The 23,620-nt window shown below is 72.7% G+C and carries 29 protein-coding genes; 8 read left to right on the forward strand and 21 right to left on the reverse strand.

Going from position 1 to position 23,620, the window contains the following annotated elements; all coding sequences use genetic code 11:
• Positions 1–57: 57 nt before the first annotated feature.
• The 7 genes from ACZ5C2_RS05815 to ACZ5C2_RS05845 all read right to left on the reverse strand — a co-directional run bounded on the left by ACZ5C2_RS05815 (position 58) and on the right by ACZ5C2_RS05845 (position 7,542).
• Positions 58–801, reverse strand: coding sequence for a glycerophosphodiester phosphodiesterase family protein (locus tag ACZ5C2_RS05815; RefSeq protein ID WP_468786986.1), 744 nt, complete (start codon positions 799–801; stop codon positions 58–60).
• A gap of 78 nt (positions 802–879) precedes the next feature.
• Positions 880–1,308, reverse strand: coding sequence for an OsmC family protein (locus tag ACZ5C2_RS05820; RefSeq protein ID WP_468786988.1), 429 nt, complete (start codon positions 1,306–1,308; stop codon positions 880–882).
• A 98-nt stretch (positions 1,309–1,406) separates the two neighbouring features.
• Complete coding sequence (locus ACZ5C2_RS05825; protein WP_468786990.1) at positions 1,407–3,224, reverse strand: vWA domain-containing protein; 1,818 nt, start codon at positions 3,222–3,224, stop codon at positions 1,407–1,409.
• Positions 3,221–4,282: an ATP-binding protein gene (locus tag ACZ5C2_RS05830; protein WP_468786992.1), complete on the reverse strand. Its 1,062-nt coding sequence runs from the start codon at positions 4,280–4,282 to the stop codon at positions 3,221–3,223. Before ACZ5C2_RS05830 ends, ACZ5C2_RS05825 begins: the two co-directional genes overlap by 4 nt.
• 140 nt (positions 4,283–4,422) lie before the next feature.
• Positions 4,423–4,926, reverse strand: coding sequence for a hypothetical protein (locus ACZ5C2_RS05835; RefSeq protein ID WP_468786994.1), 504 nt, complete (start codon positions 4,924–4,926; stop codon positions 4,423–4,425).
• A 42-nt stretch (positions 4,927–4,968) separates the two neighbouring features.
• Entirely contained in the window at positions 4,969–6,990 is a 2,022-nt protein-coding gene (locus ACZ5C2_RS05840; RefSeq protein WP_468787668.1) for a phage holin family protein, read from the reverse strand.
• A gap of 150 nt (positions 6,991–7,140) precedes the next feature.
• On the reverse strand, positions 7,141–7,542 hold the full coding sequence (locus tag ACZ5C2_RS05845) for a hypothetical protein (RefSeq protein ID WP_468786996.1): 402 nt from the start codon (positions 7,540–7,542) through the stop codon (positions 7,141–7,143).
• 84 nt (positions 7,543–7,626) lie between these two features.
• Between ACZ5C2_RS05845 and ACZ5C2_RS05850 the strand changes: the two genes are divergently transcribed.
• Positions 7,627–8,400: an MBL fold metallo-hydrolase gene (locus ACZ5C2_RS05850; RefSeq protein ID WP_468786998.1), complete on the forward strand. Its 774-nt coding sequence runs from the start codon at positions 7,627–7,629 to the stop codon at positions 8,398–8,400.
• A gap of 47 nt (positions 8,401–8,447) precedes the next feature.
• Positions 8,448–9,071 (forward strand): DedA family protein, encoded by a 624-nt coding sequence (locus ACZ5C2_RS05855; protein ID WP_468787670.1) that lies wholly within the window; start codon positions 8,448–8,450, stop codon positions 9,069–9,071.
• A gap of 45 nt (positions 9,072–9,116) precedes the next feature.
• Here ACZ5C2_RS05855 and ACZ5C2_RS05860 read toward each other — a convergent pair whose 3' ends face one another.
• From ACZ5C2_RS05860 to ACZ5C2_RS05880, 5 genes are all read right to left on the reverse strand, one after another.
• Positions 9,117–10,202, reverse strand: a complete 1,086-nt coding sequence (locus ACZ5C2_RS05860; protein WP_468787000.1) for an MBL fold metallo-hydrolase — start codon at positions 10,200–10,202, stop codon at positions 9,117–9,119.
• Entirely contained in the window at positions 10,199–11,446 is a 1,248-nt protein-coding gene (locus ACZ5C2_RS05865) for an aminotransferase class I/II-fold pyridoxal phosphate-dependent enzyme (protein WP_468787002.1), read from the reverse strand. The genes ACZ5C2_RS05860 and ACZ5C2_RS05865 overlap by 4 nt, the downstream gene beginning before the upstream one ends.
• A 162-nt stretch (positions 11,447–11,608) precedes the next feature.
• The gene (locus ACZ5C2_RS05870; protein ID WP_468787004.1) at positions 11,609–12,304 is read right to left on the reverse strand and encodes a hypothetical protein; all 696 of its coding nucleotides are present in this window, start codon (positions 12,302–12,304) and stop codon (positions 11,609–11,611) included.
• A gap of 136 nt (positions 12,305–12,440) precedes the next feature.
• Positions 12,441–13,241, reverse strand: a complete 801-nt coding sequence (locus ACZ5C2_RS05875; RefSeq protein WP_468787006.1) for an RNA polymerase sigma factor SigF — start codon at positions 13,239–13,241, stop codon at positions 12,441–12,443.
• A 146-nt stretch (positions 13,242–13,387) separates the two neighbouring features.
• Entirely contained in the window at positions 13,388–13,528 is a 141-nt protein-coding gene (locus ACZ5C2_RS05880) for a hypothetical protein (RefSeq protein ID WP_468787008.1), read from the reverse strand.
• 158 nt (positions 13,529–13,686) lie between these two features.
• Here ACZ5C2_RS05880 and ACZ5C2_RS05885 point away from each other — a divergent pair, with 158 nt between their 5' ends.
• The 3 genes from ACZ5C2_RS05885 to ACZ5C2_RS05895 all read left to right on the forward strand — a co-directional run bounded on the left by ACZ5C2_RS05885 (position 13,687) and on the right by ACZ5C2_RS05895 (position 15,181).
• Entirely contained in the window at positions 13,687–14,079 is a 393-nt protein-coding gene (locus ACZ5C2_RS05885) for a DUF2795 domain-containing protein (protein WP_468787010.1), read from the forward strand.
• A gap of 92 nt (positions 14,080–14,171) precedes the next feature.
• Positions 14,172–14,630, forward strand: a complete 459-nt coding sequence (locus ACZ5C2_RS05890) for a CBS domain-containing protein (protein WP_468787012.1) — start codon at positions 14,172–14,174, stop codon at positions 14,628–14,630.
• A gap of 8 nt (positions 14,631–14,638) precedes the next feature.
• Positions 14,639–15,181, forward strand: a complete 543-nt coding sequence (locus ACZ5C2_RS05895; RefSeq protein ID WP_468787014.1) for a type 1 glutamine amidotransferase domain-containing protein — start codon at positions 14,639–14,641, stop codon at positions 15,179–15,181.
• 111 nt (positions 15,182–15,292) lie between these two features.
• Here the strand turns inward: ACZ5C2_RS05895 and ACZ5C2_RS05900 are convergent, their stop codons facing one another.
• Positions 15,293–15,577: a DUF6158 family protein gene (locus ACZ5C2_RS05900; protein WP_468787016.1), complete on the reverse strand. Its 285-nt coding sequence runs from the start codon at positions 15,575–15,577 to the stop codon at positions 15,293–15,295.
• Positions 15,578–15,638: 61 nt separating this feature from the next.
• Between ACZ5C2_RS05900 and ACZ5C2_RS05905 the strand changes: the two genes are divergently transcribed.
• Complete coding sequence (locus ACZ5C2_RS05905; RefSeq protein ID WP_468787018.1) at positions 15,639–16,748, forward strand: baeRF2 domain-containing protein; 1,110 nt, start codon at positions 15,639–15,641, stop codon at positions 16,746–16,748.
• A 225-nt stretch (positions 16,749–16,973) separates the two neighbouring features.
• Here the strand turns inward: ACZ5C2_RS05905 and ACZ5C2_RS05910 are convergent, their stop codons facing one another.
• Entirely contained in the window at positions 16,974–18,593 is a 1,620-nt protein-coding gene (locus tag ACZ5C2_RS05910; protein WP_468787020.1) for an ABC-F family ATP-binding cassette domain-containing protein, read from the reverse strand.
• Positions 18,594–18,738: 145 nt separating this feature from the next.
• Between ACZ5C2_RS05910 and ACZ5C2_RS05915 the strand changes: the two genes are divergently transcribed.
• Both ACZ5C2_RS05915 and ACZ5C2_RS05920 read left to right on the forward strand, forming a co-directional pair.
• Positions 18,739–19,560 (forward strand): methyltransferase domain-containing protein, encoded by an 822-nt coding sequence (locus ACZ5C2_RS05915; RefSeq protein WP_468787022.1) that lies wholly within the window; start codon positions 18,739–18,741, stop codon positions 19,558–19,560.
• Positions 19,561–19,603: 43 nt separating this feature from the next.
• Positions 19,604–19,774, forward strand: coding sequence for a hydrophobic protein (locus tag ACZ5C2_RS05920; protein ID WP_073931265.1), 171 nt, complete (start codon positions 19,604–19,606; stop codon positions 19,772–19,774).
• Positions 19,775–19,855: 81 nt separating this feature from the next.
• Here the strand turns inward: ACZ5C2_RS05920 and ACZ5C2_RS05925 are convergent, their stop codons facing one another.
• From ACZ5C2_RS05925 to ACZ5C2_RS05955, 7 genes are read right to left on the reverse strand one after another with little or no spacing between them, the layout of a single operon-like run.
• Positions 19,856–20,179, reverse strand: coding sequence for a gas vesicle protein K (locus tag ACZ5C2_RS05925; RefSeq protein WP_468787024.1), 324 nt, complete (start codon positions 20,177–20,179; stop codon positions 19,856–19,858).
• Positions 20,176–20,364, reverse strand: coding sequence for a gas vesicle protein (locus ACZ5C2_RS05930; protein WP_190163863.1), 189 nt, complete (start codon positions 20,362–20,364; stop codon positions 20,176–20,178). Before ACZ5C2_RS05930 ends, ACZ5C2_RS05925 begins: the two co-directional genes overlap by 4 nt.
• A complete protein-coding gene (locus ACZ5C2_RS05935; RefSeq protein ID WP_468787027.1) occupies positions 20,361–21,140 on the reverse strand; it encodes a GvpL/GvpF family gas vesicle protein in 780 nt (259 codons plus the stop codon). The genes ACZ5C2_RS05930 and ACZ5C2_RS05935 overlap by 4 nt, the downstream gene beginning before the upstream one ends.
• Positions 21,137–21,478, reverse strand: coding sequence for a gas vesicle protein (locus ACZ5C2_RS05940; RefSeq protein WP_468787029.1), 342 nt, complete (start codon positions 21,476–21,478; stop codon positions 21,137–21,139). Before ACZ5C2_RS05940 ends, ACZ5C2_RS05935 begins: the two co-directional genes overlap by 4 nt.
• Entirely contained in the window at positions 21,475–22,761 is a 1,287-nt protein-coding gene (locus ACZ5C2_RS05945) for an SRPBCC family protein (RefSeq protein WP_468787031.1), read from the reverse strand. Before ACZ5C2_RS05945 ends, ACZ5C2_RS05940 begins: the two co-directional genes overlap by 4 nt.
• Entirely contained in the window at positions 22,758–23,354 is a 597-nt protein-coding gene (locus tag ACZ5C2_RS05950; RefSeq protein WP_468787033.1) for a DNA primase, read from the reverse strand. The genes ACZ5C2_RS05945 and ACZ5C2_RS05950 overlap by 4 nt, the downstream gene beginning before the upstream one ends.
• A complete protein-coding gene (locus tag ACZ5C2_RS05955; RefSeq protein WP_468787035.1) occupies positions 23,351–23,617 on the reverse strand; it encodes a gas vesicle protein GvpG in 267 nt (88 codons plus the stop codon). Before ACZ5C2_RS05955 ends, ACZ5C2_RS05950 begins: the two co-directional genes overlap by 4 nt.
• Between the last annotated feature and the right edge of the window lie 3 nt (positions 23,618–23,620).

Below are 23,620 nucleotides of genomic sequence, written 5' to 3' on the forward strand. Positions count from 1 at the left end.
CGGACTTCCAGCACAAAACTTGAGTGCCCTGTTGTCAATGGTTTGAACGGGTGGTTGTCAGCGAGGCGCGCGGGCGTCCGTCTGCCCGCGCAGTTCCACGGCGCGGCGAGGACGGTCCGTGACCAGCACGTCCACGCGCGCGTCGCCGAGGAAGCCGCGCAACGCCGCGTCCTCGTTGACGGTCCACACCATGGTGAACAGTCTGTTACGCGCGGCCTCGCGCAGCACGGTGGCGCGGGCCAGACGCTGGTCCACCGCGACCCCGTGGGCGCCGCAGGCGCGGACCCGGCGCATCGGGAGCAGCTCACTGATCCGGGTCGCCACCAGTCGGCGCCGGCCGAGGCCCGCGCCGTTCCGGCCGAGGGACAGCACGGTACGGACGCGGGGGTGGGCGGCGGTGATGGCGGCGACGGAGCGGTCCTCGAGGGTGGTGGCGACGAAACCGTCCTCGCCGAGCAGGGCGACCGCGCGGTCGATCAGCTCCCGCTCGTGGCCGGTCTCCTTCAGGTCCAGGTGGCCGACGAGCTTCCCTGCGACCAGTTCCATGACCTCGTCCACGACGGGAACGGGGTATCCGGCGCACTCGTTCAGTTCGGCGTGGGTGAGGGTCGAGAGCAGTGGTCCGGTGTGTCGTGCACGGGGGTCGTGGTGGACGACGAAGACACCGTCCGCCGTGCGCCGGACGTCGAACTCGACGTATTCCGCGCCGGACGCGAGCGCGTCCTCGTACGCCTCCCGGGTGGCGGGGGCGGCGCGCTCGGAGCCGCCCTGGTGGGCGGAGACGGCGGGGCGTGACGTCATGATGGCCGGCTCCCGGAGGGGAGGTGCCGCAGGCCGCCCCGGGGGAACGGCCCGCGGCGGCCCGTCGCGGCGGACGGGTCAGGCGAGCTTCGCCGTCAGGGTGATGTTCGTGCCCTTCAGTGCCTGGCTGACCGGGCAGTTCACCTTGGCGTCCTCGGCCGCGGCGACGAAACCGGCCTCGTCCAGTCCGGGCACCGTGCCCTCGACGGTGAGGTGGATGCCGGTGATGCCCTCACCGGGCACGAAGGTCACGTCGGCGGAGGTGGTCAGACGGGTCGGCGGGTTGCCGGCCTTGTCGAGGCCGTTGGACAGGGCCATGGAGAAGCAGCTGGAGTGCGCGGCGGCGATCAGCTCCTCCGGGCTGGTCTTCCCGTTCGCCTCCTCGGCACGCGACGCCCAGGTGACCGGCTGCTCGGCGATGGCGCCGGAGGAGTCGAAGGCGACGACCCCGCTGCCCTTGAAGAGACTGCCTTCCCAAACGGTGTGTGCGGAGCGCGTGGCTGCCATGACGCATCCTTTCGAAAATGTCCGGCCGTGTGTCCGGCGGTGCTCGGTCCGGGTGCCCGGATGACCCGGGACCCTCCCCCATCCGATCACATCACGGCTCAACTCACCCGGAAGACGGGCCCTCTCGGGGTGAACGGCAGCCGCGCGCCCTGCGGGATCAGATACGCGTGCTCGCGGCGGACCCGCAGGACGTCGCACCAGCCGTCGGTGATGACCAGGACCGGCGCGGTGGGCGGGAAGTCGTCGGCCCGCTGGAGGAAGTCGACACCGGGCTGGAGTACGGTGCCGCCCCGGCCGTGCACCCGCACCCGCCCGGCGATCTCGGTGACCGGTACGTAGCCCGCGTCGTGCGGCGCCGCGTCGCAGAACACCACGCGGGCGGCCGGTACGTCGCGGGCCTCGGCGTAGGAGGCGATGGCGCCGAGCGCCTTGCCGAGCAGGACCCGGTCCATGGAGCCGGAGGTGTCCAGGACCACGCCGAAGGTGCAGCGGGCGATCTCCTCGGGCGGGAAGTAGCGCCCCGCGCGGGGGATGTCGGGGGTGGACGCCTGGCGCCGGGAGGGACGCGCGTACGACCGGAGGGGATCGGGGCGCGGCACGAACTCGTCGAACCAGCGGGCCAGCCGGGCGTCCCAGGGCAGCGGCGGATGGCTGAGCGCGCGGATCTCCTGGACCAGGCCGGCGGGCAGGAAACCGCGCTCCTGCCGGTCGTGCAGGTCCAGGCCCTGGGCGAGGCCGCGGCGGTAGAAGCCGTCGAGGTCGACGTAGTCGCGGGGCGGGTGGAGAGGGCCGCCGAGGATGTCGCCGAGCCCCTTGCCGCGCAGCGTGGCCTGCCGGCGCATGCGTCTGAGGTCGACGGCGATCCGGTCGTAGACCTCCTCCGCGGACAGGCCCGCGAGTTCCTTGTCGTACAGCAGCCCCTCGGGCATGGTGCCGACCCGCATCTCCCGCAGCCAGCCGTTGATGACGTAGTCGCAGGCGACGTTGAACAGGTACGGGTCGCGTCCGCCACAGCGGTCGCCGTGCCGCAGGGCGGCGTGGAGCATCTCGTGGGCGAGGACGAACCGCCATTCCTCGTCCTCCAGCCGCCGCAGCGGGTTGACGTAGATCTCTCCGGCCGCGGCGTCGACGGCGGCGACGGAGATGCCGTGGGCGCGGGCCAGTTCGGCGTCGGCGATGAGGGTGATACCGGCTGCGATTCCGCCGAGCAGGGGGTAGGAGGAGACGAACCAGCCGAGCGCCCGCTCCCAGGGACGTCGTGGCACCGGCTTGCCGTCCAGGCTGTCGCGGCGGCCGCCCGCCATGTCCATCGCGGCGGACACGGTGCGGGTGAGCGCGGTGGCGAACGCCAGCTGGTGGTCCGGCGGCTGCCCGTAATAGCCGTACCACTCCTGGAGGAACAGGTCCGCCTCGCCGCCCGCCGTGCCGCAGCGCTCGTACACGGCCGGGACGCCGTCCCGTCGCCAGCGCGCGGCGAGCCGGTCCTCGTCACCGTCGGGGTAGGCGGCGGGCAGCCGGTCGGGCGTCCTGCCGACGGGGAAGCCGAGCAGGAAGCGGTTGACGACCACACAGCGGGCGGCGAGTTCGCAGTGGTCGGGCTGCTCGCGCGTGCCCTTGGCGGCCGGGACGTGACCGAAGCCGAGATGGAGGACGGCGTGCGCGAGGGCCCACGCCCAGGCATCCGGATCGGCCATGCGGTCCGGATGGGCGTGCAGGACGGCCTCGGAGTCCACGCGCACCAGCCCGTCGCGGGGCGCGAGCTCGCAGTCCTCCCGGCGGCAGACGTCGAAGTCGACGGCGGCCAGCGCGGGGTTGGCCCGCACCAGCCGCAGTCCCGCGTCGAACGCCTCCTGCGCGAGGTCCCGCTTCTTCGGCCCCTTCGCGTTCTTCGGCCCCTTCGCGTGGGCGCGGCTCACCGGCGCGCCTCCACCAGCCGGGGCATGTCGCGGGCCGCCTCGACGAGGAACCAGGCCGGCAGGACCGGGTTGCCGTCGTCGTCGGAGGCGATGACGGTCTGGGCGACCTCGACGGAGATCTCGGCGAGCTGCACGAGCAGCGACTTGGCGCGGTACGCGGTCTGCCGGCCGTTCGCCGACATGTGCTCCTTGGACGCCGGGAGTTCCTTGACGAGGCGTCCGCGGAACGACTCGGCGAGGTAGTAGAGCAGGTCACGGTCCTCGACGCGGTGCGGCCAGCGGGCCTCGCCCTTGATGACGGCGTCGATCCCGAAGCGGCTGCGCACGATCTTGACGTAGCCGCAGAAGGCGGTGGCGTGCGCGGGGGTGAGCGTGCCGTGGGCGAGGACCTTCAGGGTGTCCTCGCCGAGGTCGCGGCCGAAGGAGTGCAGCGCGTCGGAGAGCATGTGCCAGGACCGGGGCGTGGAGAACGGCTCCTCGGTCTTCGGGGGCTTGGACCACAGGTGGTCCGGGCGGTCGGTGAGGTGGTCGGTGATCCACGGGTGGATGCCGTTGCCGGCCGCCCAGACCAGCCAGTCCCTGGCGGACACCTCGAGATGGACGTGGGTGAGGCGGTTGACGAGCGCGGAGGCGATGGGGCGGGCGAGCGCATTGTCGGTGGCGCGGTTGCCGGCGCCGATGACGATGGAGCCCTTGGGCAGCTCGTAGGCGCCGATACGGCGGTCCAGGATCAGCGAGTAGAACGCCTTCTGCACGTCCGGGGTGGCCGCGTTGAGCTCGTCCAGGAACAGGCAGTAGGGCTCGTCACGGGCGATCGCCTCCGGCGGGCAGAACACCGAGCGGCCGTCGCGGATCTGCGGGACGCCGATCAGGTCCTCGGGGGCGAGCTGGGTGCCCAGCAGGCTCACGCACTCCAGGCCCAGGCTCTCGGCGAACTCCCTGACCAGGGAGGACTTTCCGATGCCGGGCGCACCCCAGAGGAACACGGGACGCACGGTCGCCAGACCGAGCAGCAGCTCCGGGACGCGGGCGGGGGTGACGGTCACGGCTGCCTGCACGCAAAGGCTCCTGGAGGTCGGGGGAAGGCCGGAAGGGGGAGACGATCGGACGGCGCCGGACCGTGGTACGCGGATCTGGGCGGGCGCCGGACCCAGTGAACTGTGCTCCGCGGAGACCGGGCAAGGCGTTTTCCGCCGCGTCAACCCCGCCGGGCACGGTCGAGGGCGTCGGACACCCAGTCGTGGAACACCAGCCGCGGGGAGAGCCTGCCCTCGATGTCGAAGGTGAACGAGAAGCCGGGCGCCAGTGGCAGATCCCGGTGTGCCACGCAGACGTGCGCGCGCGTGTCCGGGGTGAACCGGGCCGACCCGAAGGGGCCGATCCGGTTGATTCTCGCGTGGATGCGGTCGCCGTACACCAGGGCGGCGCAGCCGTGCTCCCGGGCCCTGGCCGCCGGGACGCCGCGGACCCAGCGGTGGAACTCGTCGAGATACCCGTGCTCGGCCGGCCCCCACGGGGTCCGCTCCGTCCGGGCGCCGCCCCGGCCGTCGAGGTGCACCATGAGCCGGGGGACTCCCCTGCGACGGCTCCAGTGGGCGGGGAGGTCCCGGACGACGGTGTCCAGGACGCACAGGACGTCCGTGCGCACCGCCCGGTCCAGCTTCCGCAGCTCGTCCAGTGTGTACACGGCGGCCCGGTTCATGGCGCCATCGTCCGCGGCGCCGGCGGGCGGGTCAACGGCCTTTCAGGCCGCGCGCTCCTGGTCCCGGGCCGCCGGCAGCTCCGCGTCGTCCGCTTCCGTCAGCCAGCGGCGCAGTACCTGGTGGACCTGCTCGGCACCGGCGAGCACCACGCCCTCGGTGACGGGCGGGGACAGGGCGAGCGGGGACAGCAGGAAGGGGCGGGACTGGGCACCGCCGAGGCCGCCGTGGGAACCGATCTGCTCCTCGAAGGCGAGCACCTCGCCGTCGGCGGGGTCGTGGAAGGAGTTGACCATGATGTCGGCGGTGTGCGGGAAGGTGTGGGTGCGGCGCACGACGTCGGCGGCGCCGGGGCCGAAGGCCTCCAGGGGTCCGGGATTGCCGTCCAGCTCGTCCAGCGGGATCTCCGCGCCGTACGCGCCGAGCACGACCCCTCCGTGGCGTTCGCTGCGGACGAGCAGGAAGCCGATGCCGGGGTGGTTGGCGAGGGTCGGCAGCAGCGCGGGGTGGCGGGCGTCGATCTCCTCCTTGGTCATCCGGTGCGGCACATCCGGGAAGGAGACCAGGCCCAGGTTGCCGGAGGCGAGCACGACCGGCTCGGAGCCTCGGGAGGGGCGGTAGTGCTCGGCGCCCTCCTCGACGGGCCGGCGCAGCGCCGCCCGGACCGCCGCGCGGGCCTCGGCCCCGCTGTGGGTGCGCCGGGCGCGGCGCGGGACGGGCAGTCCGCAGCCGGCCCGTACCAGGTCGCTGAGGGTGAGGCCGTAGCGCGAGCGGAAGGTCTCGCCCGGGCTCTGCCCGTGGTCGGAGAGGACGACGACGTGGTACGGGCGGGGTGCGTGCTCGGCGACGCTCTCGATCAGGGCGAGGGCGCGGTCGAGGCGCTGGAGGACCTTCTCGGTGTCCCGGCTCGTGGGTCCGGAGTGGTGGGCGACCTCGTCGTAGGCCACCAGGTCGGCGTAGACGGCGGTGCGGCCGGCCAGCAGGTCGCCGGTCACGGCAGCGACCACGACGTCCCGTTGGACGACGGTCGCGAAGGCCCGTACGAACGGGTAGAGCCCGCCGCGCGAGACGCGCGGGCGCTGCTCCCGCAGCCGGGCCCGGGTGGACTGGCCGATCTCCCGGCCCACCTCCGCGATGAAGGACAGGGCGGTGCGCACGGCGTTGGCCGGGTCGGAGAAGTACGCGAAGTAGCCCGCGCGGGAGCGGGCCGCGGGGCCGCGACGGCGGGTGGCGATGGACAGCACCAGGGCCTGTTCGTCGGCGCCGCCGCCGAACAGGTTGCCGCGGCTGGCGCCGTCGGTGGCGAGCAGTCCGGCGTGGCCGGAGTACTCGATGGCACGGGCCTGGAGTTCGGCGGCGCTGGTGGGCCGGTTGCAGACCATGACCTCGCGGCGGGCCTTCTCGTACCAGCGGAAGGCGGGGACGTCGTGGTTGCTGCCGTGCAGGATGCCGAGCTGGCTGGCGCCGGTCTGACTCGACCAGTCGGTGCGCCAGCGGGTGAGGCGGTGGGAGGGCTGGTCGCCGCCGTTGCCGGTGCCGAGCCAGCGGGCGACGGTGGGCATCAGCCCCTTGTCGACGGCGTCGAGGAGCACGTCGTGGCCGACGCCGTCGAGTTGCAGGAAGACGGTGCCGGGGGTGGCGGGGCAGGGCGGGGCGGACCCCCGTCTGCGGTCGGCGAGACGGTAGAGGCGGCGGCGGTAGGCGTCGTCGTCGCGTACGGCGAGGGCGGCGCCCGTGGCCGAGGCGACGGCGGACATGACGGCGGCGACCACGACCGCCGTCTCCGGGGCGGCGGCGCCCCGTTCGACGGGGTTGACGTACAGGGCCAGCCACAGCAGCGCGCCGTTGAGGAAGAACACCAGCAGCCCGAGGACGAACGCCGGTACGAGTAGCAGCAGCCGCACCAGCAGCGGCCAGACGAGGGCGGACAGCAGGCCGAAGGCGCCGGCGCCGAGGGCGGCGGTGACCGCTATGTCGGTGGCACTGTCGCCGTCGGCCGAGCGCAGCCGGAAGTCCGGCAGGATTCCGGCGAGCAGCAGCATCGTGAGTGTGGAGACCGCCCACACCGTGACACTGCGCCCGATCTGACTGGCGACCCGTCGCCAACGCCCGCCACCCACGCCCCGTACACCTCACGTCCCGGCCGGTCCGGCCCTTTCACCCTGTCACAACGGCTGGAGCAAGCATTTCGTCCCCGGTCGCGGGCCGCCGGCGGCTCAGCGGCCGTCGTAGCCGGCGGTCGGCATCGACAGCCTGCGGTGCACCCGCGCCTTCATCGCGGCGTCGTACGACGGCTCCACGCCCCCCACGGTCTCCACGCGCACCCCGCGTCGCGCGCACTCGGCGGCGAACTCCTCCACGGAGGACAACGCACGTTCCAGTACCCGCAGGCTGGGCGCCACGAACAGGTCGGCGCCGGGCAGCACCCCTTCCCACAGCAGGCAGTGGTCGGTCCGCAGTCCCCGTACGAGCAGTTCCCGGGCCACCACGTGGCCCTGCTCGGCGGCCCAGCGGGCGCACATGGCGTGCTGGCTGCGGGAGTCCACCAGGAAGGGATCGGCGTCCAGTTCCTCCAACGGCGTCAGACTCGCGATCGCCGTCACCCGCACCGGTCCCATGGCGTCCCCCTCACCTCCGGTTTTCGCCGCCGACCCTACTCCTGCACGTACGCTTCGGGGGAGTCGCGCGAAGGAGGCGAAGAGGTGCCGGTGGAGGTCACGTGGTGGGGTCACGCCACCTGCACGGTCGAGGACTCGCACACCCGTGTGCTCACCGACCCCCTGTTCGCCCGCCGGCTCGCACATCTGCGGCGCCGACGCGGCGCGGTGCCGCCCGCCGAGGCCCGGCACGCGGACGTGGTCCTGGTCTCCCATCTGCACGCCGACCATCTGCACCTGCCGTCGCTGGCCCGGCTCGCCCCGGGCACCCGCCTGCTCGTGCCCCGGGGCGCACTACGCGCGGTGCCGGGGCTGCGCCGGCTCACGCATCTCGGCGTGAGCGAGGTGGCGCCCGGCGATGTGACCACGGTCGGCCGGCTGGTGGTACGGGCCGTGCCCGCGCGGCACGACGGGCGGCGGCTGCCGGTCGGACCGCACCGCTCCCCCGCCCTCGGCTATGTCCTGGAGGGCGAGGCACGGACGTACTTCGCCGGGGACACCGGACTGTTCGAGGGGATGACCAAGGAGGTGGGGCCGGTCGACGTGGCGCTGCTGCCGGTGGGCGGCTGGGGACCCTACCTCGGCGACGGGCATCTGGACGCGGGGCGGGCGGCGGAGGCACTGGCCCGGCTGGGTGCGCCCAGTGCCGTGCCGGTGCACTACGGCACGTACTGGCCGATCGGCATGGACGCCGTGCGCCCGTACGAGTTCCACGCGCCGGGCCAGGAATTCGAGCGGCTCGCGGCCCGGCACGCCCCCGGGGTGAGCGTCCACCGGCTCGGGCACGGGGAGAGCGTGCGCCTGAAGGCCGCACGGTGATCCTTCCCGCCGCCCTGGGCCAGGCGGCCGGTGCGTCCCCGCCGTCGGTGGCCACGCTGGCGGCCCTCCCGGTGGTGGCGCCCGATTCCACCCAGCAGGCGGTCGGTTATCCCTCGCTGTTCCTGCTGGTGCTGATCGGGGCGCTGGTGCCGGTGGTGCCGACGGGCGCGCTGGTGAGTTCGGCGGCCGTGGTCGCCTTTCACCGGACGGCGCCGTTCTCGATGGCGCTGCTGCTCGTCACGGCGTCGCTGGCGGCGTTTCTCGGGGACGTGGCGCTGTACTGGCTGGGGCGGCGCGGCATGAGGTCGAAGAACGGGTCGCGCTGGCTGGAGGCGATCCGCCTGCGCGCCCCGGAGGACCGGCTGAAGCAGGCGCAGCAGAAGCTCGCCGACCACGAGGTGGCCGTGCTGGTGCTGTCGCGGCTGATGCCGGCCGGGCGGCTGCCGGTGATGCTGGCCTGTCTGCTCGCCACGTGGCCGATGCGCCGCTTCGTCCGCGGCAACCTGCCGGCCTGCGTGGCCTGGGCTGCGACGTACCAGCTCATCGGCATCCTGGGCGGTTCGCTGTTCAGGGAGCCGTGGCAGGGCGTGCTCGCGGCGATCGTGCTGACCGTGCTGATCAGCACGGCCCCGGGCCTGTGGCGGCGGATGTGGCGGCCGGCATCGGACTGACGTCCGTCCGGGAGCCGCGCGGAGCGGCGAGAGGGCGCGGCACGGTCACTCCAGAACCCGGGAGGCGCCCACCGGCAGGTCCCACAGGTTCTCGCGCGGCAGGCCGGACCTGTCCCAGGCGGCGCGGACGCGGACGAGTGGCTCCAGGACCGGTTCCGCGGAGAGGATGAACGTGCCCCAGTGCATGGGTGCCATACGGCGCGCCCCGAGGTCCTGGGCTGCGCGGACGGCCTCCTCCGGGTCGCAGTGGACGTCGGCCAGCCACCAGCGGGGGTCGTAGGCGCCGATGGGCAGCAGGGTGAGGTCGATGCCGGGGTAGCGGCGGCCGATCCGGGAGAACCAGTGCCCGTAGCCGGTGTCGCCGGCGAAGTGGACGCGGTGGCCTTCGCGGTCGGTGAGCACCCAGCCGCCCCACAGGGAGCGGCAGGTGTCGGCGAGAGTGCGCTTGGACCAGTGGTGGGCCGGTACGAAGTCGAAGCGGACTCCGCCCAGTTCGGCAGCCTCCCACCAGTCGAGCTCGGTGACCCGGGTGAACCTGCGGCGGTGGAACCAGCGGGCGAGCCCGGCCGGCACGAACACCGGGGTGTGGCGCGGGAGCCGGCGCAGGGTGGGGGCGTCCAGGTGGTCGTAGTGGTTGTGGCTGATGACGACCGCGTCCACGCACGGCAGCGCCTCCCAGGCGACGCCGACGGGGGTGACCCGGGCCGGGGTGCCGAGGATTCGGCGGGACCAGACCGGGTCGGTGAGTACGGTGAGCCCTCCGATCCGCAGGACCCAACTGGCGTGGCCCGCCCAGGTGACGGCGACCGTGCGGGCGTCCACGCGGGGCAGCGGGCCGGGTGCGCAGGGCAGTCGGGGGATGTCGGCGAGGCCGTCCGGAGTCGGGCGCACGGCGCCCTCTCGGGCGAAGCGGGCGAAGGCCTTGAGGCCGGGCAGCGGGGCCGTCAGCCGGTCGTGGAAGGAGCGCGGCCACACCCGGTGTTCGGCGAGCGGGCGGGGTTCGGCCAGGGGCGGGTATGGACGCGCGGAGGAGGACGGGGGGCCGGCTCCCAGGTCGTCGGATTCCGGTGCGGTCCCGCCGGGGGCTGTGGTCGTGGTCGTTGTCCTGGCCAACTCGGGCCGCTGCGTCATCGAGGAGACTCCCATCGCCGAGCGTCGTCACGGAGATCGTCGAAGACCGATGTCAGATGGGCCAACGCGCCGCGCACCTGCGGCAGTTGCAAGGGCTCGGGCGAGCGCAGGCATGCCGCGCGCAGTTCGGCGGTGGCACCCAGCAGGGACACGGTGGACAGCCGTACGCGCGGTGCTTCGAGCTCGTCGCCGAAGCGGTGACCGCCCGGCGCGGGCATGCCGAGCCGGACGGTGAGGAAGTCCTCCAGTTCCTGGGCGTCGCCCACGCCGTGCGCCGTGAGCGCGGGCGCCAGCGGTGTGAGGTCGACATAAAGGTGGCGGCCGCAGCCCGGGGGCCGGGACACGGCGCCGGCGGTGACCACGGCACGGTGCGCGGCGGCGGCAAGGCGCGCGTGCAGGCGTACGGAGTCGGCGACGCGCGTGGTGACGGGTTCGGGCTCGGACAGCGCGTACACCGCCGCGGCGGCCAGGGGCGCGGCGACCCGCGCGTCGAGCGCGGTGAGCACGTCGAGTACACGTGCGTGCAGGGCGTTTCCCTCCTCGCCGGCCGGGAAGCGGGCGACGGCGGCGGGCCAGCCGGGCGGGAGCAGGGCGCCGACCAGGTCGGTGACGACGGTCACCCGCTCGGGCAGCATCTCGGCGGGGCTGAGCAGCACGGTGCCGTGCGGGTCGTGCAGGGTGTCGCGCCAGGTCTCGTCGCTGACCAGATGCAGCCCTTCGGCGACGGCGGCCTCGAGGGTCTCGTGCAGCAGTTCGGGCGGCGCGACGGTGGCGGTGGGGTCGTCGGCGACGGAGAGCACGAGCAGGCGCGGGTCACCGCCCTCGGCTCGAAGCCGGCGGACGGTCTCCAGCAGGGCGTACGGGTCGGGGACGCCCCCGCTCTCGGCGGGGGTCGGCACGGAGAAGGCGGGTCTGCCCAGCAGCCGGGCGTAGGGGGCCCACCAGGCGGCGCAGGGTCTGGGCACCAGGACGTCGCCGCCGATGGCGGCGGTCAGCGCCACCAGCAGAGCGGGAGCGCCGGGAGCGACGGCGACCCGGTCGGGAGCGGCGGGCAGTCCGCGCCGGTCACCGTAGCCGCATGCGGCGTCCAGCAGGGCGGGGCCGCCGCCGACCGGCTCGGCGCCGGCCCGGGAGGCCGCCGCGGCCAGTACGGCGGACAGCTCGGGCAGGACGGGAAACCCGTCCTCGGGGTCCGGCGGCCCGAAGCGTACGGGGCCGTGGCCTTCCGGATACGTCCGCCGCATCCCTACCTCCGCGCAGTCCCTGGTACCCCCGGGGCGCCGTGCCCCGGGGTCCGCTCGTGCCGCCCTCGGCCAGCCAGTACCCAGCGAGCGGCGGGACATGAGTGCCGGTCCGGTCGCGCGGCTCACGGCATGGGCGGAGGCGGCGGGGAAGGGCGACGGTTGTCAGACGTCCGTCCCCGCGGTCCGGTCCCGGTACAGGCGGTGGGCGGCGGCGCCGAACGCGCCCGCGATCAGCAGGCCGCCTGCGGCGAGGGCGGGCACGGAGTCGGTGAAGGCACCGCCTCCGCCCGCGTGAACGCCCTGGTGCGCGGGTGCGGAGGGGCACGGAGAGTGAGCGGATCCGGTGGGCCTCGGCCCCACCGGCTTGGGTTCCACCGGCTCGGGCTCCACCGGCTTCGGTTCGACGGTTTTCGACGCGGTGGGCTTCAGATCCCCGGCCCACGGCTCCTTGGCCTTCGATTCGGCCGCGCCGGTGCCCGCGGGGGCGGGGATCTGGGCGCCGCCCTCGGGAACGGCGTCCGGAACAAGTTCGTCCAGGGCGGTGCCCACCGGGGCGACCGCCTCCGGCTCGAGGGCCTCGTCCTCGAGCGCCTCCTGTCCGAGAGTCTCCGGTTCAAGGCCCTCCGGGGCGGGGGTTCCCGGTTCGAAGCCCTCCGGCCGGGCGACGTCCGGTGGGGTGCTCCTGGACGCGGACCCCTCCCAGCCGTGCTCCTCGGGTTCCGGGCAGGGCGAGGCGGATGCGGTGCTCCACGACGGCCCGCCGGCCGTGACCGTCCCCGCGAACGCGGCCGGTGCGAGCGCGCCGAGGACGGTACCGGTGACAGCGGCGAGGGACAGGGCACGGGCGGTGCGGCGCATGGTGCGGGCTCCTTCGAGCGACGGCGGGGCACGGCGATCGGTTGCCCCACCGCCATCACAGCCCGCCCGCCGCCACACCGCGCGCGGCCGGACACCATTGGCGGGACCCGGCACACCCGAGCGGGTGACGGGCGCGTCAGTCCTCGCCGGCGTCGCTCATGACCTGCTCCCGTACCCGGCCGCAGCAGCGGCTGATCAGGCGGGAGACGTGCATCTGCGAGATGCCCAGCTCCTCGGCGATGCCACTCTGGGTCATGTCGTCGAAGAAGCGCATGTAGAGGATGGCCCGCTCCCGCTCCGGGAGTGCGGCCAGCCCTTCCTTGACGGCCTCGCGGTCGACCACGGTGTCGAGCGCCGGGTCGGGCGCGCCGAGGGCGTCGCCCAGCGAGTAGCCGTCGTCGCTGCCGGGCAGCGCGGCGTCGAGGGACAGCGCGCTGAAGCTCTCCAGCGCCTCCTGACCGGTGCGGACATCCTCTTCGCTCAGACTGGCGTACTCGGCGATCTCGGCGACGGTCGGCGGGCGTCCGGGGATGGTCTGGGAGAGGTCCTGGGAGGCGCCGCGGACGCGGTTGCGCAGGTCCTGGACCCGGCGCGGTACGTGCAGGGTCCACATGTGGTCGCGGAAGTGCCGCTTGATCTCGCCGGTGACGGTCGGCACGGCGTAGCTCTCGAAGGCGTTGCCGAGCTCGGGGTCGTACCGGTCGACGGCCTTGACCAGTCCCAGCGCGGCGACCTGGCGCAGGTCGTCGAAGTTCTCGCCGCGGCTGCGGAACCGTCCGGCGAGACGGTCTGCCATGGGAAGCCACGCCTCGACGATCTCGGCGCGGAGCGCGTCACGCTCCGCGCCGGCGGGCAGTGCGGCGAGCCTGCGGAAGGCGGCAGCGGTGTCGGGGGCGTCGTCGTGCGGGTGGCGCGTCGGGGTCGCTGGTGTCGGCATGGTGCGTCGCAACTCCCTCAGAGGTGCTCGGGGACGTCACCGTGGGGGCGCACCGGCCGGGGGGACAGGTGCGCCCGGAGCGGCGCCTGGCCGCGTCCACGGACGTGCCTCCTGTCCGAAGCACTTCACGTGCCTTTGCCCCCGTTTCAGGGACCCAAACTTCCCAGTTGCGATTCCGCTGTTTCCTCCGGTGGCTGCGCGGGCGGCAGCAGGAGATCCTCGTACCGGCCCAGCATCAGGATCACACCGAGCATGAAGGAAGGGATGAGCAGGGCGAGCACCGCCATGACCGGGCCTTTCCAGGAGGCTCGTGGGGGGCGTGTCCTCCGGGTCTCCCGCCGCCCGGGGGCCAAACCCGGGCCGTGACGATCCACCGCCCGAACCCCGTGTCGGCCTGCGCTCCCCGGGTACGCGGTGCGCACCCCCGAAGGATCTGGAGGGAGACATGCAGCGAGGCAGTGACCGGCTCAGCGTCCACCGTGACGACGAGATGAAGCACGAACTGCAGGGTCTGCTGAGGTCCGGGCACCCCACCCGCACCGAGGAGTGGAACGACCCGGAGCCGTTCGCCGACGACGACCCCGAGGTCGCGTACGGCCCGGTGACACCGGGCCGCGGCCCGACATCACTGGAGTCGGTGCGGCTGGAACTGGCCAGGATCCTGGGCCGCGGGGCGTTCCCCGCGGGTCCGCGCGAGCTGATGCGCGCGCTGGACCGGCGGCACGCGCCCGACGCGCTCATCGAGGCGCTGGAGCGGCTGCCGCGCAAGGCCCGCTACGCCAGCGTCCAGGAGTTGGCCGAGGCACTGACCCGGACCCGCGAGACGCAGACCGCGTGACCGGCCCGTCCGGAGCGCCGTGGCCGGTCCGTCCTGCGGGGGCGGCCGGGCACGGTGCCCCGGCGGGCGGGACCGGAGGGAGGGCATCGGCCATGGCCGAGTTCGTCAGGGACGTGATGACTCCGGGCGTGGTCGCCGTACGCCCGGACGCCTCGATCGTCGAGGCGGCGCGGCTGATGCGCGCGCAGAACATCGGCGACGTGGTGGTGGCCGACGGGCAGGTGGTCGTCGGAGTGCTCACCGACCGCGACATCACCGTACGGGCGGTCGCCGAGGGTACGGATCCCCTGGGTGTGAGCGTCGGGGCGGTGTGCACACCGGACCCGCTGACGCTGGCCCCGGACGATCCGGTGTCCTCTGCCGTCGCCCTGATGCGGGCACACTCCGTGCGCCGGGTGCCCGTCGTCGAGGACGGTCTGCCCGTCGGAGTGGTGAGTCTCGGTGACCTGGCCGAGGCACGGGACCCCGGATCGGTACTGGCCGGCATCAGCCGCGCGGATCCGGACGAGAGCGGCGTGCGACAGCCGCCGAAAGCTGACGAAGGGACGTAGGAACCATCATGCGCATCGCATTTCTGACCGCACCCGAGGGCGTCGAGCAGGTGGAGCTGACCGAACCGTGGCAGGCGGCCGTGGACGCCGGTCACGAAGCCGTGCTCGTGTCGACGCGGCCGGGAAGGATCCAGGCGTTCGACCATCTCGACAAGGCGGACACCTTCCCCGTGCAGGAGGTCGTCGGTGAGACGTCGGCGGACTCCTTCGGCGGGCTGGTGCTGCCGGGCGGGGTGGCCAACCCGGACTTCCTGCGCATGGACGCGAAGGCCGTCTCGTTCGTGCGGGACTTCTTCGAACAGGGCCGGCCGGTCGCCGCGATCTGTCACGCCCCCTGGGCCCTTGTGGAGGCCGATGCGGTCCGGGGCCGTGAGCTGACGAGCTGGCCCAGTCTGCGGACGGACATCCGCAACGCCGGCGGGACCTGGGTCGACGAGCAGGTGAAGATCTGCGACCACGGGCCGAACAAGCTGGTCACCAGTCGCAAGCCGGACGATCTGAAGGCGTTCTGCGAGACGTATCTGGAGGTGTTCGGGGCCGAGGCGGCCTGACGTCCCGCGCGGAGCACGGCATCGGGGCTCGCGTACGCGCGGGCCCCGGTCGCATGCCCGGGGCAGGTCGCATGCCCGGGGCGGCCGGGCGGGTCAGGTCGTGCCGGGCGGTCAGGTCGCTGGAGTCGTGGGCGTCGTCGTGTCCGCGGCGCCCCGCTCGCGGGCCCCCTCGCGGGTGCGGCCCGCGGCCACCGGACGGCGCGGATTGCGGCGCAGATACTCGCCCTCCAGTTGCGCCATCCGGTCGTTGTGGGTGCGCAGCGCGTCGTTGGACCCGTACAGCAGTGTGTCGTGACGCGTGCGGTGGATGGTCTCCAGCTCCTTCATGAGCTGCTGGTCGCCCAGGCGGCCCGGCTCGACTCCGGTCATCGTGGTGCCCCGCTCGTGTGCGTTCATGAGGTCCGGGTACCCGCCCGGCCGCACAAGCACTACCCCGAACGGCAACCGGGAGGGAGCCATGGAACTCGCATTCCTGTATCCACTCTACGAACGTCCCGGCCCCTGGGCCTCCGTATACGTCGACACCTCCCGGCACACGGAGAACACCCCCCATGAGCGGCAGCTGACGGCCCAGGCGATGGCGCGGGAGCTGGCCGGCCAGGGCGCGGACGAGGCGACCTGTCAGGCGGTGCGGCGTGCGGTCGAAGGGCTGCGGCACTCGGGCCGACCGCAGGGCCGCGCCCTGTTCGCCCGGGGCGGCGAGGTGGTCCTCGATCCGCCGCTGGCCCGGTCCCCGCAGCGCGACTGGGCCGAGTGGGCGCCGCTGCCGCGGGTGGCACCGCTGCTGGAGCTGGCCGGTGAGGATCCCGTGTGTGTGGTCGCGTACGTGGATCGCAGGGGCGCGGACTTCGAGCTGCGCAGCGCCCTGGGCCGGGACGACGCCGGCGGCGTCACCGGGCGTCAGTGGCCGCTGCACCGGACGGCCTCGGTGGACTGGTCGGAGCGGCATTTCCAGCTGCGGGTGGAGAACACCTGGGAGCACAACGCCGCGGAGATCGCCGACGCCCTCGCGGTCTGCCAGGAGGAGACGGGTGCCGATCTGCTGATCCTGGTCGGTGACGACCGTGAGCGGCGCACCGTGCGCGAGCGGCTGCCGCAGCGGCTGCACGGTCTGGTGGCCGAGGCCTCGCACGGCGCGGGCAGCAGGCTGCTGGACGACGACGTCGAGCGGATCCGCGCGGAGCACGTCCACGGCCGTGCCGCCGCCGAGCTGGACCGGTTCCTCGCCGCCCGCAGTCCCGACGACGAGGGCCGCGCGGGCGCCGTGGAGGGCGTGCCCGCGCTGGTCGAGGCCGCGCGCGAGCACCGGATCGACGAACTGTTGATCCGGCCCGACGGGCCGGACGCGCACCGGGAGGTGTGGATCGGTGAGGACGCCGACCAGTTGGCCGTGCGGCGTACGGACCTGAAGGTCCTCGGTGAGCAGAACTCCTGGTCGGCACGGGCGGACGACGCGCTGATCCGGTCGGCGGTCGCGACGGACGCGCCCGCGCTGACGGTCACCGCGGCGGGCCCGAGCGAGGACGCGCCGGTCGGCGGGCTGGGGGCGTTGCTCCGCTGGAAGTGAGGCGGTGAGGCGGAGCCCGGCCGCGTCCGGCGGCCGGGCGCTTCCGGACGCGGGGCTGGGGACGCCGCCCTGCCCGTTGTCTTCCCTTCGGTGGGTGGTGGCTGCGCGGGCGACGGCCGGGCTTCCGCCCCCGCCGCCCCTTTCCGTCCCGTCCTCGGGGGCTCTGCCCCCGGACCCCCGTTCGCGCAGTTCCCCGCGCCCATCGAGGGCTCGTCCGCGGAGGCCTCAGCGGACTCGGTCCACCCGGCGTTCGTCCCAGACCGGGGCCGGGGTTTCGCGGACGCGGCCGTCGCTGCCGAAGACCAGGTAGCGGTCGAAGGATCGGGCGAACCAGCGGTCGTGGGTGACCGCGAGGACCGTGCCCTCGAACGCCTCCAGGCCCTCCTGCAGCGCCTCGGCGGACTCCAGGTCGAGGTTGTCCGTCGGCTCGTCGAGCAGCAGGGCCGTCACACCCTGGAGCTCCAGCAGAAGGATCTGGAATCGGGCCTGCTGGCCGCCGGAGAGCCGCTCGAAGGTCTGCTCGGCCTGGCCGGTCAGCTCGTAACGGCGCAGCCGGGACATGGCGGCTCCCCGGTCCTGGGCGTGTTCCTTCCACAGGATGTCCAGGAGCGTGCGGCCCTGGAGTTCGGGGTGGGCGTGAGTCTGCGCGAAGTGTCCGGGGACGACGCGGGCACCCAGGCGCCACCCGCCGGTGTGGGCCACCTCCTCCCCGGCGAGCAGACGCAGGAAGTGCGACTTTCCGGAGCCGTTGGAGCCGAGCACGGCGACCCGCTCGCCGTAGAACACCTCCAGGTCGAACGGCTTCATCAGGCCGGTGAGTTCCAGCCGCTCGCAGGTGACCGCGCGCACTCCCGTACGGCCTCCCTTGAGGCGCATCGTGATGTTCTGTTCGCGCGGCGGCTCGGGCGGAGGGCCGGCCTCCTCGAACTTGCGCAGTCTGGTCTGGGCGGCCTGGTAGCGGGAGGCCATGTCCGGGCTGTTGGCGGCGGCCTGGCGCAGGTTCAGCACGAGCTTCCTGAGCTGGGCGTGCTTCTCGTCCCAGCGCCTGCGCAACTCCTCGAAGCGTGCGAAGCGTTCACGGCGCGCGTCGTGGTAGGTGGCGAAGCCACCGCCGTGCACCCAGGTGTCGGCGCCGGCGGGGCCCGGCTCGAGGGAGACGATGCGCTGGGCGGCCCGGGAGAGGAGTTCACGGTCGTGGGAGACGAACAGGACGGTCTTGCGGGTCTCCCCGAGCCGTTCCTCCAGCCAGCGTTTTCCGGGTACGTCGAGGTAGTTGTCGGGCTCGTCGAGCAGCAGCACCTGATCGGTGCCGCGCAGCAGCGCCTCGAGGACCAGGCGCTTCTGCTCGCCTCCGGAGAGGGTGCGCACCTGACGCCACTGCGCCTTCTCGTACGGGATGCCGAGCGCGGCCGTGGTGCACATGTCCCACAGCGTCTCCGCCTCGTAGCCGCGGGCCTCGGCCCAGTCGGCGAGGGCCTGGGCGTAGGCCAGCTGGGCGGCCTCGTCGTCGACCGTCATCATGGCGTGCTCGGCCTTGTCGACAGCGCGGGCCGCTTCCCGGATCCTGGGCGTGGCGACGGAGACGAGCAGGTCGCGTACGGTCGTTTCGTCCCGTACGGAGCCGACGAACTGGCGCATGACGCCGAGTCCGCCGGTGGCGGTGACGGATCCGCCGTGCGGCTTCAGCTCACCGGCGAGGAGCCGGAGCAGGGTCGTCTTGCCCGCGCCGTTGGGGCCCACCAGGGCCATCACCGCGCCCTCCCCCACCCGGAAGGACACATCGCCCAGCAGGGCCCTCCCGTCGGGGAGGTAGTACTCCAGATGCGCTGCTTCCAGGTGGCCCATGGTGGGGATTGTGCGGGCTCGTCGGCGCAGGTGGCAAACCGTTTACGACGAACCCGTGCCCATCATGCGATACGCAGGTCTCATCATGCGGCCGATGCGCGTAGCGTGAGCGCCCTCCTACGAGAGTGGAAGGGGTGGGTTCGGCATGCCGGAAGCGCGGGAGACCGCCGTCTACACCCATGGGCACCACGAGTCGGTACTGCGGTCACACACGTGGCGGACCGCGGCGAACTCGGCGGCGTACCTTCTGGGATCCCTGACGCCGCACATGCGGATCCTGGACATCGGGTGCGGACCAGGAACCATCACAGCCGACCTGGCGGCGCTCGTTCCCGACGGACACGTCACCGGTCTCGACCGGGAACCGGGGATCCTGGAGCGGGCCCGGGCGGTGGCGGACGAGCGGGGACTGACGAACGTCGGCTTCGCGGCGGGGGACGCGCACGCGCTGGACTTCCCGGACGACACCTTCTGTGTGGTGCACGCCCACCAGGTGCTTCAGCACGTGGGCGATCCTGTCCGGGCGCTGCGCGAAATGCGACGGGTGACCAGGCCGGGGGGCTTCGTCGCCGTGCGGGACGCGGACTACGCCGCGATGACCTGGTATCCCCTGTCGCCGGGCCTGGACGACTGGCTGGACCTGTACCGTCGGGTGGCCCGGGCGAACGGGGGCGAACCGGACGCCGGACGGCGACTGAAGTCCTGGGCTCTGGCCGCGGGGTTCACCGACGTCACGGCGACCTCGGGCACCTGGACCTTCTCGACTCCCGGGGAGCGGTCGTGGTGGAGCGGGCTGTGGGCGGACCGCACGGTGGCGTCGGCCTACGCCGGGCGCGCCATCGAGGGGGGCCACGCCACCCGCGAGCGGTTGCGGGAGGTGTCCACGGCGTGGCGGGAGTGGGGCGCGCGCGAGGACGGCTGGTTCGGCGTGCTGCACGGTGAGATTCTCTGCCGCAAGGAAGCCTGAACAGCGATTTCCGGGCAATCAGAGTGTCAGGAGGTTGATGACATTGGTTCCCATTCTGCTCGTTCTGCTTCTGGCGCTGATCCTTTTCGGCGCCGGATTCGCGGTAAAGGTCCTCTGGTGGATTGCCCTGGCGGTCCTCATCGTGTGGCTGCTGGGATTCTTCATGCGCAGCACATCGGCAGGCGGGGGCAGGGGCCGCTGGTACCGGTGGTGAGGTGACGGACAAAGGAATTCCCCGGGACGCTGTCCCGGGGAATTCCTTTTGGTCGCGGCGTGACTCGGTCCCAGGCGTGACTCAGTCCCGGGGAAGCAGCGGCCCGAGCGGCCCGAGGTCCAGATTCAGGTCCTCGGGCCGCAGCCCGTACCGGTCCCGCAGCTCGGCCATGCGGTCCTCGAGCAGCATGAGGGTCAGCCCGACCCGCTCCTCCTGCTCTTCGCTCAGATCTCCCTCGTCGAACCGGCGCAGCGCCTGGCGTTCCATGAGCTGACGCAGCAGTTCCACGACGGTGAGCACCAGTTTGATCAGATCGCGTTCGACCGTGTCCGGCTCCAGATCGAGCCGCTTGCGCCGGCTGCCGTGCGGCTCGGCCTGCCGGTCGCGGTCGGGGGCGGCCGTCACAGCGACTCCTCGAAGGGGGACGGGACCTGTGCGTTCACCGAACTGATGAGCGCGTTGAGGTCGATACGGACCAGGTCGACGTCCGCGATGCGCAGGGTGATGTCGCCCGTGATGACGACTCCGCCTGCCAGGAGCCGGTCGAGCAGGTCCACCAGGGCTATTTCGCGGCGTTCGACGACGGTCACGAACCCTCCTTCCCGTTCGATTCCTCACCGGCGAACGAATAGGCCGCCCAGGGGCCGGTGAGTTCCACGCGTATTCCGGGAGCCCCGTCCTTCGTCCGGTCCACCCGCTCCACGAATTCCTCGGAACTCGCGCGCGGCACGAGATACGCGGCATTGAGCACATTGCGGCCGGAGGCGCCGGAGAGTGTGGGGTTCTGCGGTGCGTGCAGCCGGGAGTCCTCGGCACTCCCGGAAAGGGTCTGATGCAGCTGGGTCGCGAAGGCTTCGGCCTGCTGCCACAGGTCGTCCTGCGATTTCGTCTGCATGCGGCGCTGCCGCAGGTAGTCCCGGCCGGACGCGGGCTTCGGTGCCGGCGCGGCGGGCGCCTCCTGCGCCCGGTCCGCCTCGATGAACACCTTGACTCCCCACTCGACCCGGCCCTCCAGCCGGTCGAGGGTGCGCCGGAAGCTGTCCTCCCGTGCCTCCAGCATCGTCCGTACGCCGCTGTCGTCGCGGAACACGGTGCCGAGCCGCAGCGGCAGCGGGGTCGTGACGGTGGTGAGCGCGTCGATCACGCCCTGATGGGCGCGGGCGACCCCGGTCAGCCAGTCGAGGTCCTCCAGATGCGCCCGCAGCGGCTCCTCGGCGAAGTCTCCCTCGGGTACATGGCTGACGACCGCCACCAGGTCGCCGTGGGGCAGCAGGCGGGGCGGATCTCCGCCGACTCCCGTCAGCTGTGCCTGGAGCGGCGTGCCGAAGGGGCGGCAGACCGCGTAGACGTACCGCAGTCCGGTCACGGGCTCTCCTCCTGTGCGCGACGGGGCTCCAGTTCCAGTTCCTCCAGCCGGGCCAGCCGCTCCCGCAGCTCGGCGTTCTCCCTCGTCAGCTCGTCACGGCGGGCACGCGAGGACAGCGCCGGGTCGGACTCCCACCAGTCGATCCCCATCTCCTTCGCCTTGTCGACGGAGGCGACGACCAGGCGCAGCTTGATGGTGAGCAGCTCGATGTCGAGCAGGTTGATGCGGATGTCACCCGCGATCACGACGCCCTTGTCCAGCACCCTTTCCAGGATGTCGGCGAGATTGGCGCTGCTGCCCTGGCCGTACGGATCGGGGAGCCGGCTGGGGGTGGTCATCGGCGGCTCCGGCTCTCGTCGCGCTCGTCCACGGGCTCGGACTCGGTCTCATCGGCCCCGGTGCCGTCCTGGTCCTCGTCCTCCTCCGGGTACTCGTCCTCCTCGTACTCGTCGGCGGGAGCCTCGTCCTCCCCCGGTTCCACCTCGTCCGCGGACTCCGGCTCGTACTCCTCCTCGGCTTCGGCTTCCGTGCCGGGTTCGTCCTCGTACGCGCTCTCCTCGTCCTCCCCGTCCTCCTCGTCCTCGTCCTCGTCGTACTCGTCGGCAGGGGCCTCGTCCTCCCCGGGCTCGCGGGATTCCGCGTCCTCGGCGTCCTCGGTGTCCTCGGCGTCCTCGGCGTCCGATTCCTCGGCGTCCGATTCCTCGGCGTCCGCGTCCTTGGACTCCGCTTCCTCCTCCTCGGCCAGCGCGTCCTCGTGGCTGCGGACGACCTCGCCGTCGCGGATCTCGCCCCGCCAGCTGTCCTCGGCCTCGCCCTTGAGGGTGATGAACCGGGAGAAGTTCTTCAGGTCGAGCCGGGCACGGCGGCCCTGGGCGCGCCAGATGTTGCCCGTCTTCTCGAAGAAGCCCGACGGGTAGTACTCGATGACCAGCAGGACCCGGGTGAGGTTGTCGGCGAGGCGGTGGAAGGAGACGACACCCTTCGTCGTGCCCTTGGCGCCCTCCGAGGACCAGGCGATGCGGTCGTCGGGGACCTGCTCGGTGGTCTTCGCCTTCCAGCTGCGGTTCGACCACCAGATCTTCGCCTGCCAGTCCGACGTGGTGTCGTCGCCCTTGTTGGCACTCTTGACGCCCTTGGCGAAGGTGCTGAAGTCCTGGTACTGGGTCCACTGATCGTAGGCCGTGCGCAGCGGCACCCCGACGTCGATGTGCTCCATGATGACGGTGGGCTTGTTGCCGGACGAGCGCTTGCGCTTGCCCTTGCCTCCGCCCAGGCCCTTGAGCTTGTCCATCACGTTGTCCTTCGCCCGTGAGGCGCCGAGTTCGATGGCGCTGCGCAGCGGACCCTTGCCCTCGGCGATCTTGCGGCCGCCGTCGACGGCGAGCTTGGCGAAGCCGGGGCTGTTGCCCTCGGCGATGTCGGTGAGCTTGTTGGTGGTCTCCCCGAGCTTGTTCCCGAGGCCGCTCAGCATGCGGGTGGCCTGGGCCGCGAGGTAGTCCTGCACTTCGGCCTTGAGCCGGTCGGCGGCCTCGCTGTGGGTGACGTCGGCGAGGGGGTTCTTCGATGCCCCTTTCGCCCCGTCACGCGCGGCGGAGGTGGCCGATCCCAGGGTCTCGGTCATCGCTCACCGCCTCCCTTCGACGTGCGGGGGCGGGTCCCGCGGGAAGCGGCCGCGGTCTTCCTCGCGGCTGACTTCTTCGCGGGAGCCGTCTTCTTGGCCGCGGCCTTCTTCGCCGGCGCGGTCTTCTTGGCGGCGGCCTTCTTGGCCGTCCGCTCGGGGGCCGGCTCCTCCTCGCCGTCCTCCTCCGGCGCTTCGTCGAGGTCCTCGTCCGGCCCCTCGTCCGCCGCGTCCTGCTCCTGCTCCTGCTCCTGCTCCTGCTCCTGCTCCTGCGGACCGGATCCGTTCAGCTGGGCGCGCATCTCGGCGGTACGGCCGTGCAGCCGGTCGGCGAGCGAGCCGAGCTGCCGCTCGACCAGCGCGCCGGAGGCTGCCTTGCCGACACCCTGCAGATCGCCCCGCAGCTGGTCGCCGAGCTCCTTGAACTGCGGGTTGTCGCGCAGCTGCTGGGACACCAGCTCGCCGACCATGCGCGGGCTGAGGTTCAGCTTCTTGCCCGCCACCAGGCCGCCGACGGCGACCGCCATCTTGAGCTTCTTGGTCCGTCCGAGGAGATATCCGGCCCCGATCGCGAGGCCCAGTCCCATTCGATTCATTGTCGTGCCGTCCCGTCGCCTGTGCCCGCGCCTGTGCGCGTCGCGGTCTCCAACCGGTCGAGGAGTTCGTCCTCCTGCCGGTCGAACTCCTCCTCGGTGAGCTCTCCGGTCTCCAACAGTTCCTCCAGGCGGGCCAGCTCGGCGCGGATCGCCGCAGGGTCGTAATAGATGCGTTCCGCCTCCTGCACCACCTGCCGGATGGCCCAGCCGCCGGCGCGTACCGGCGCGAACGGCAGCAGCAGCACCTCCGAGATCAGGCCCATGAC

This window comes from Streptomyces sp. NPDC031365 (assembly GCF_055569765.1).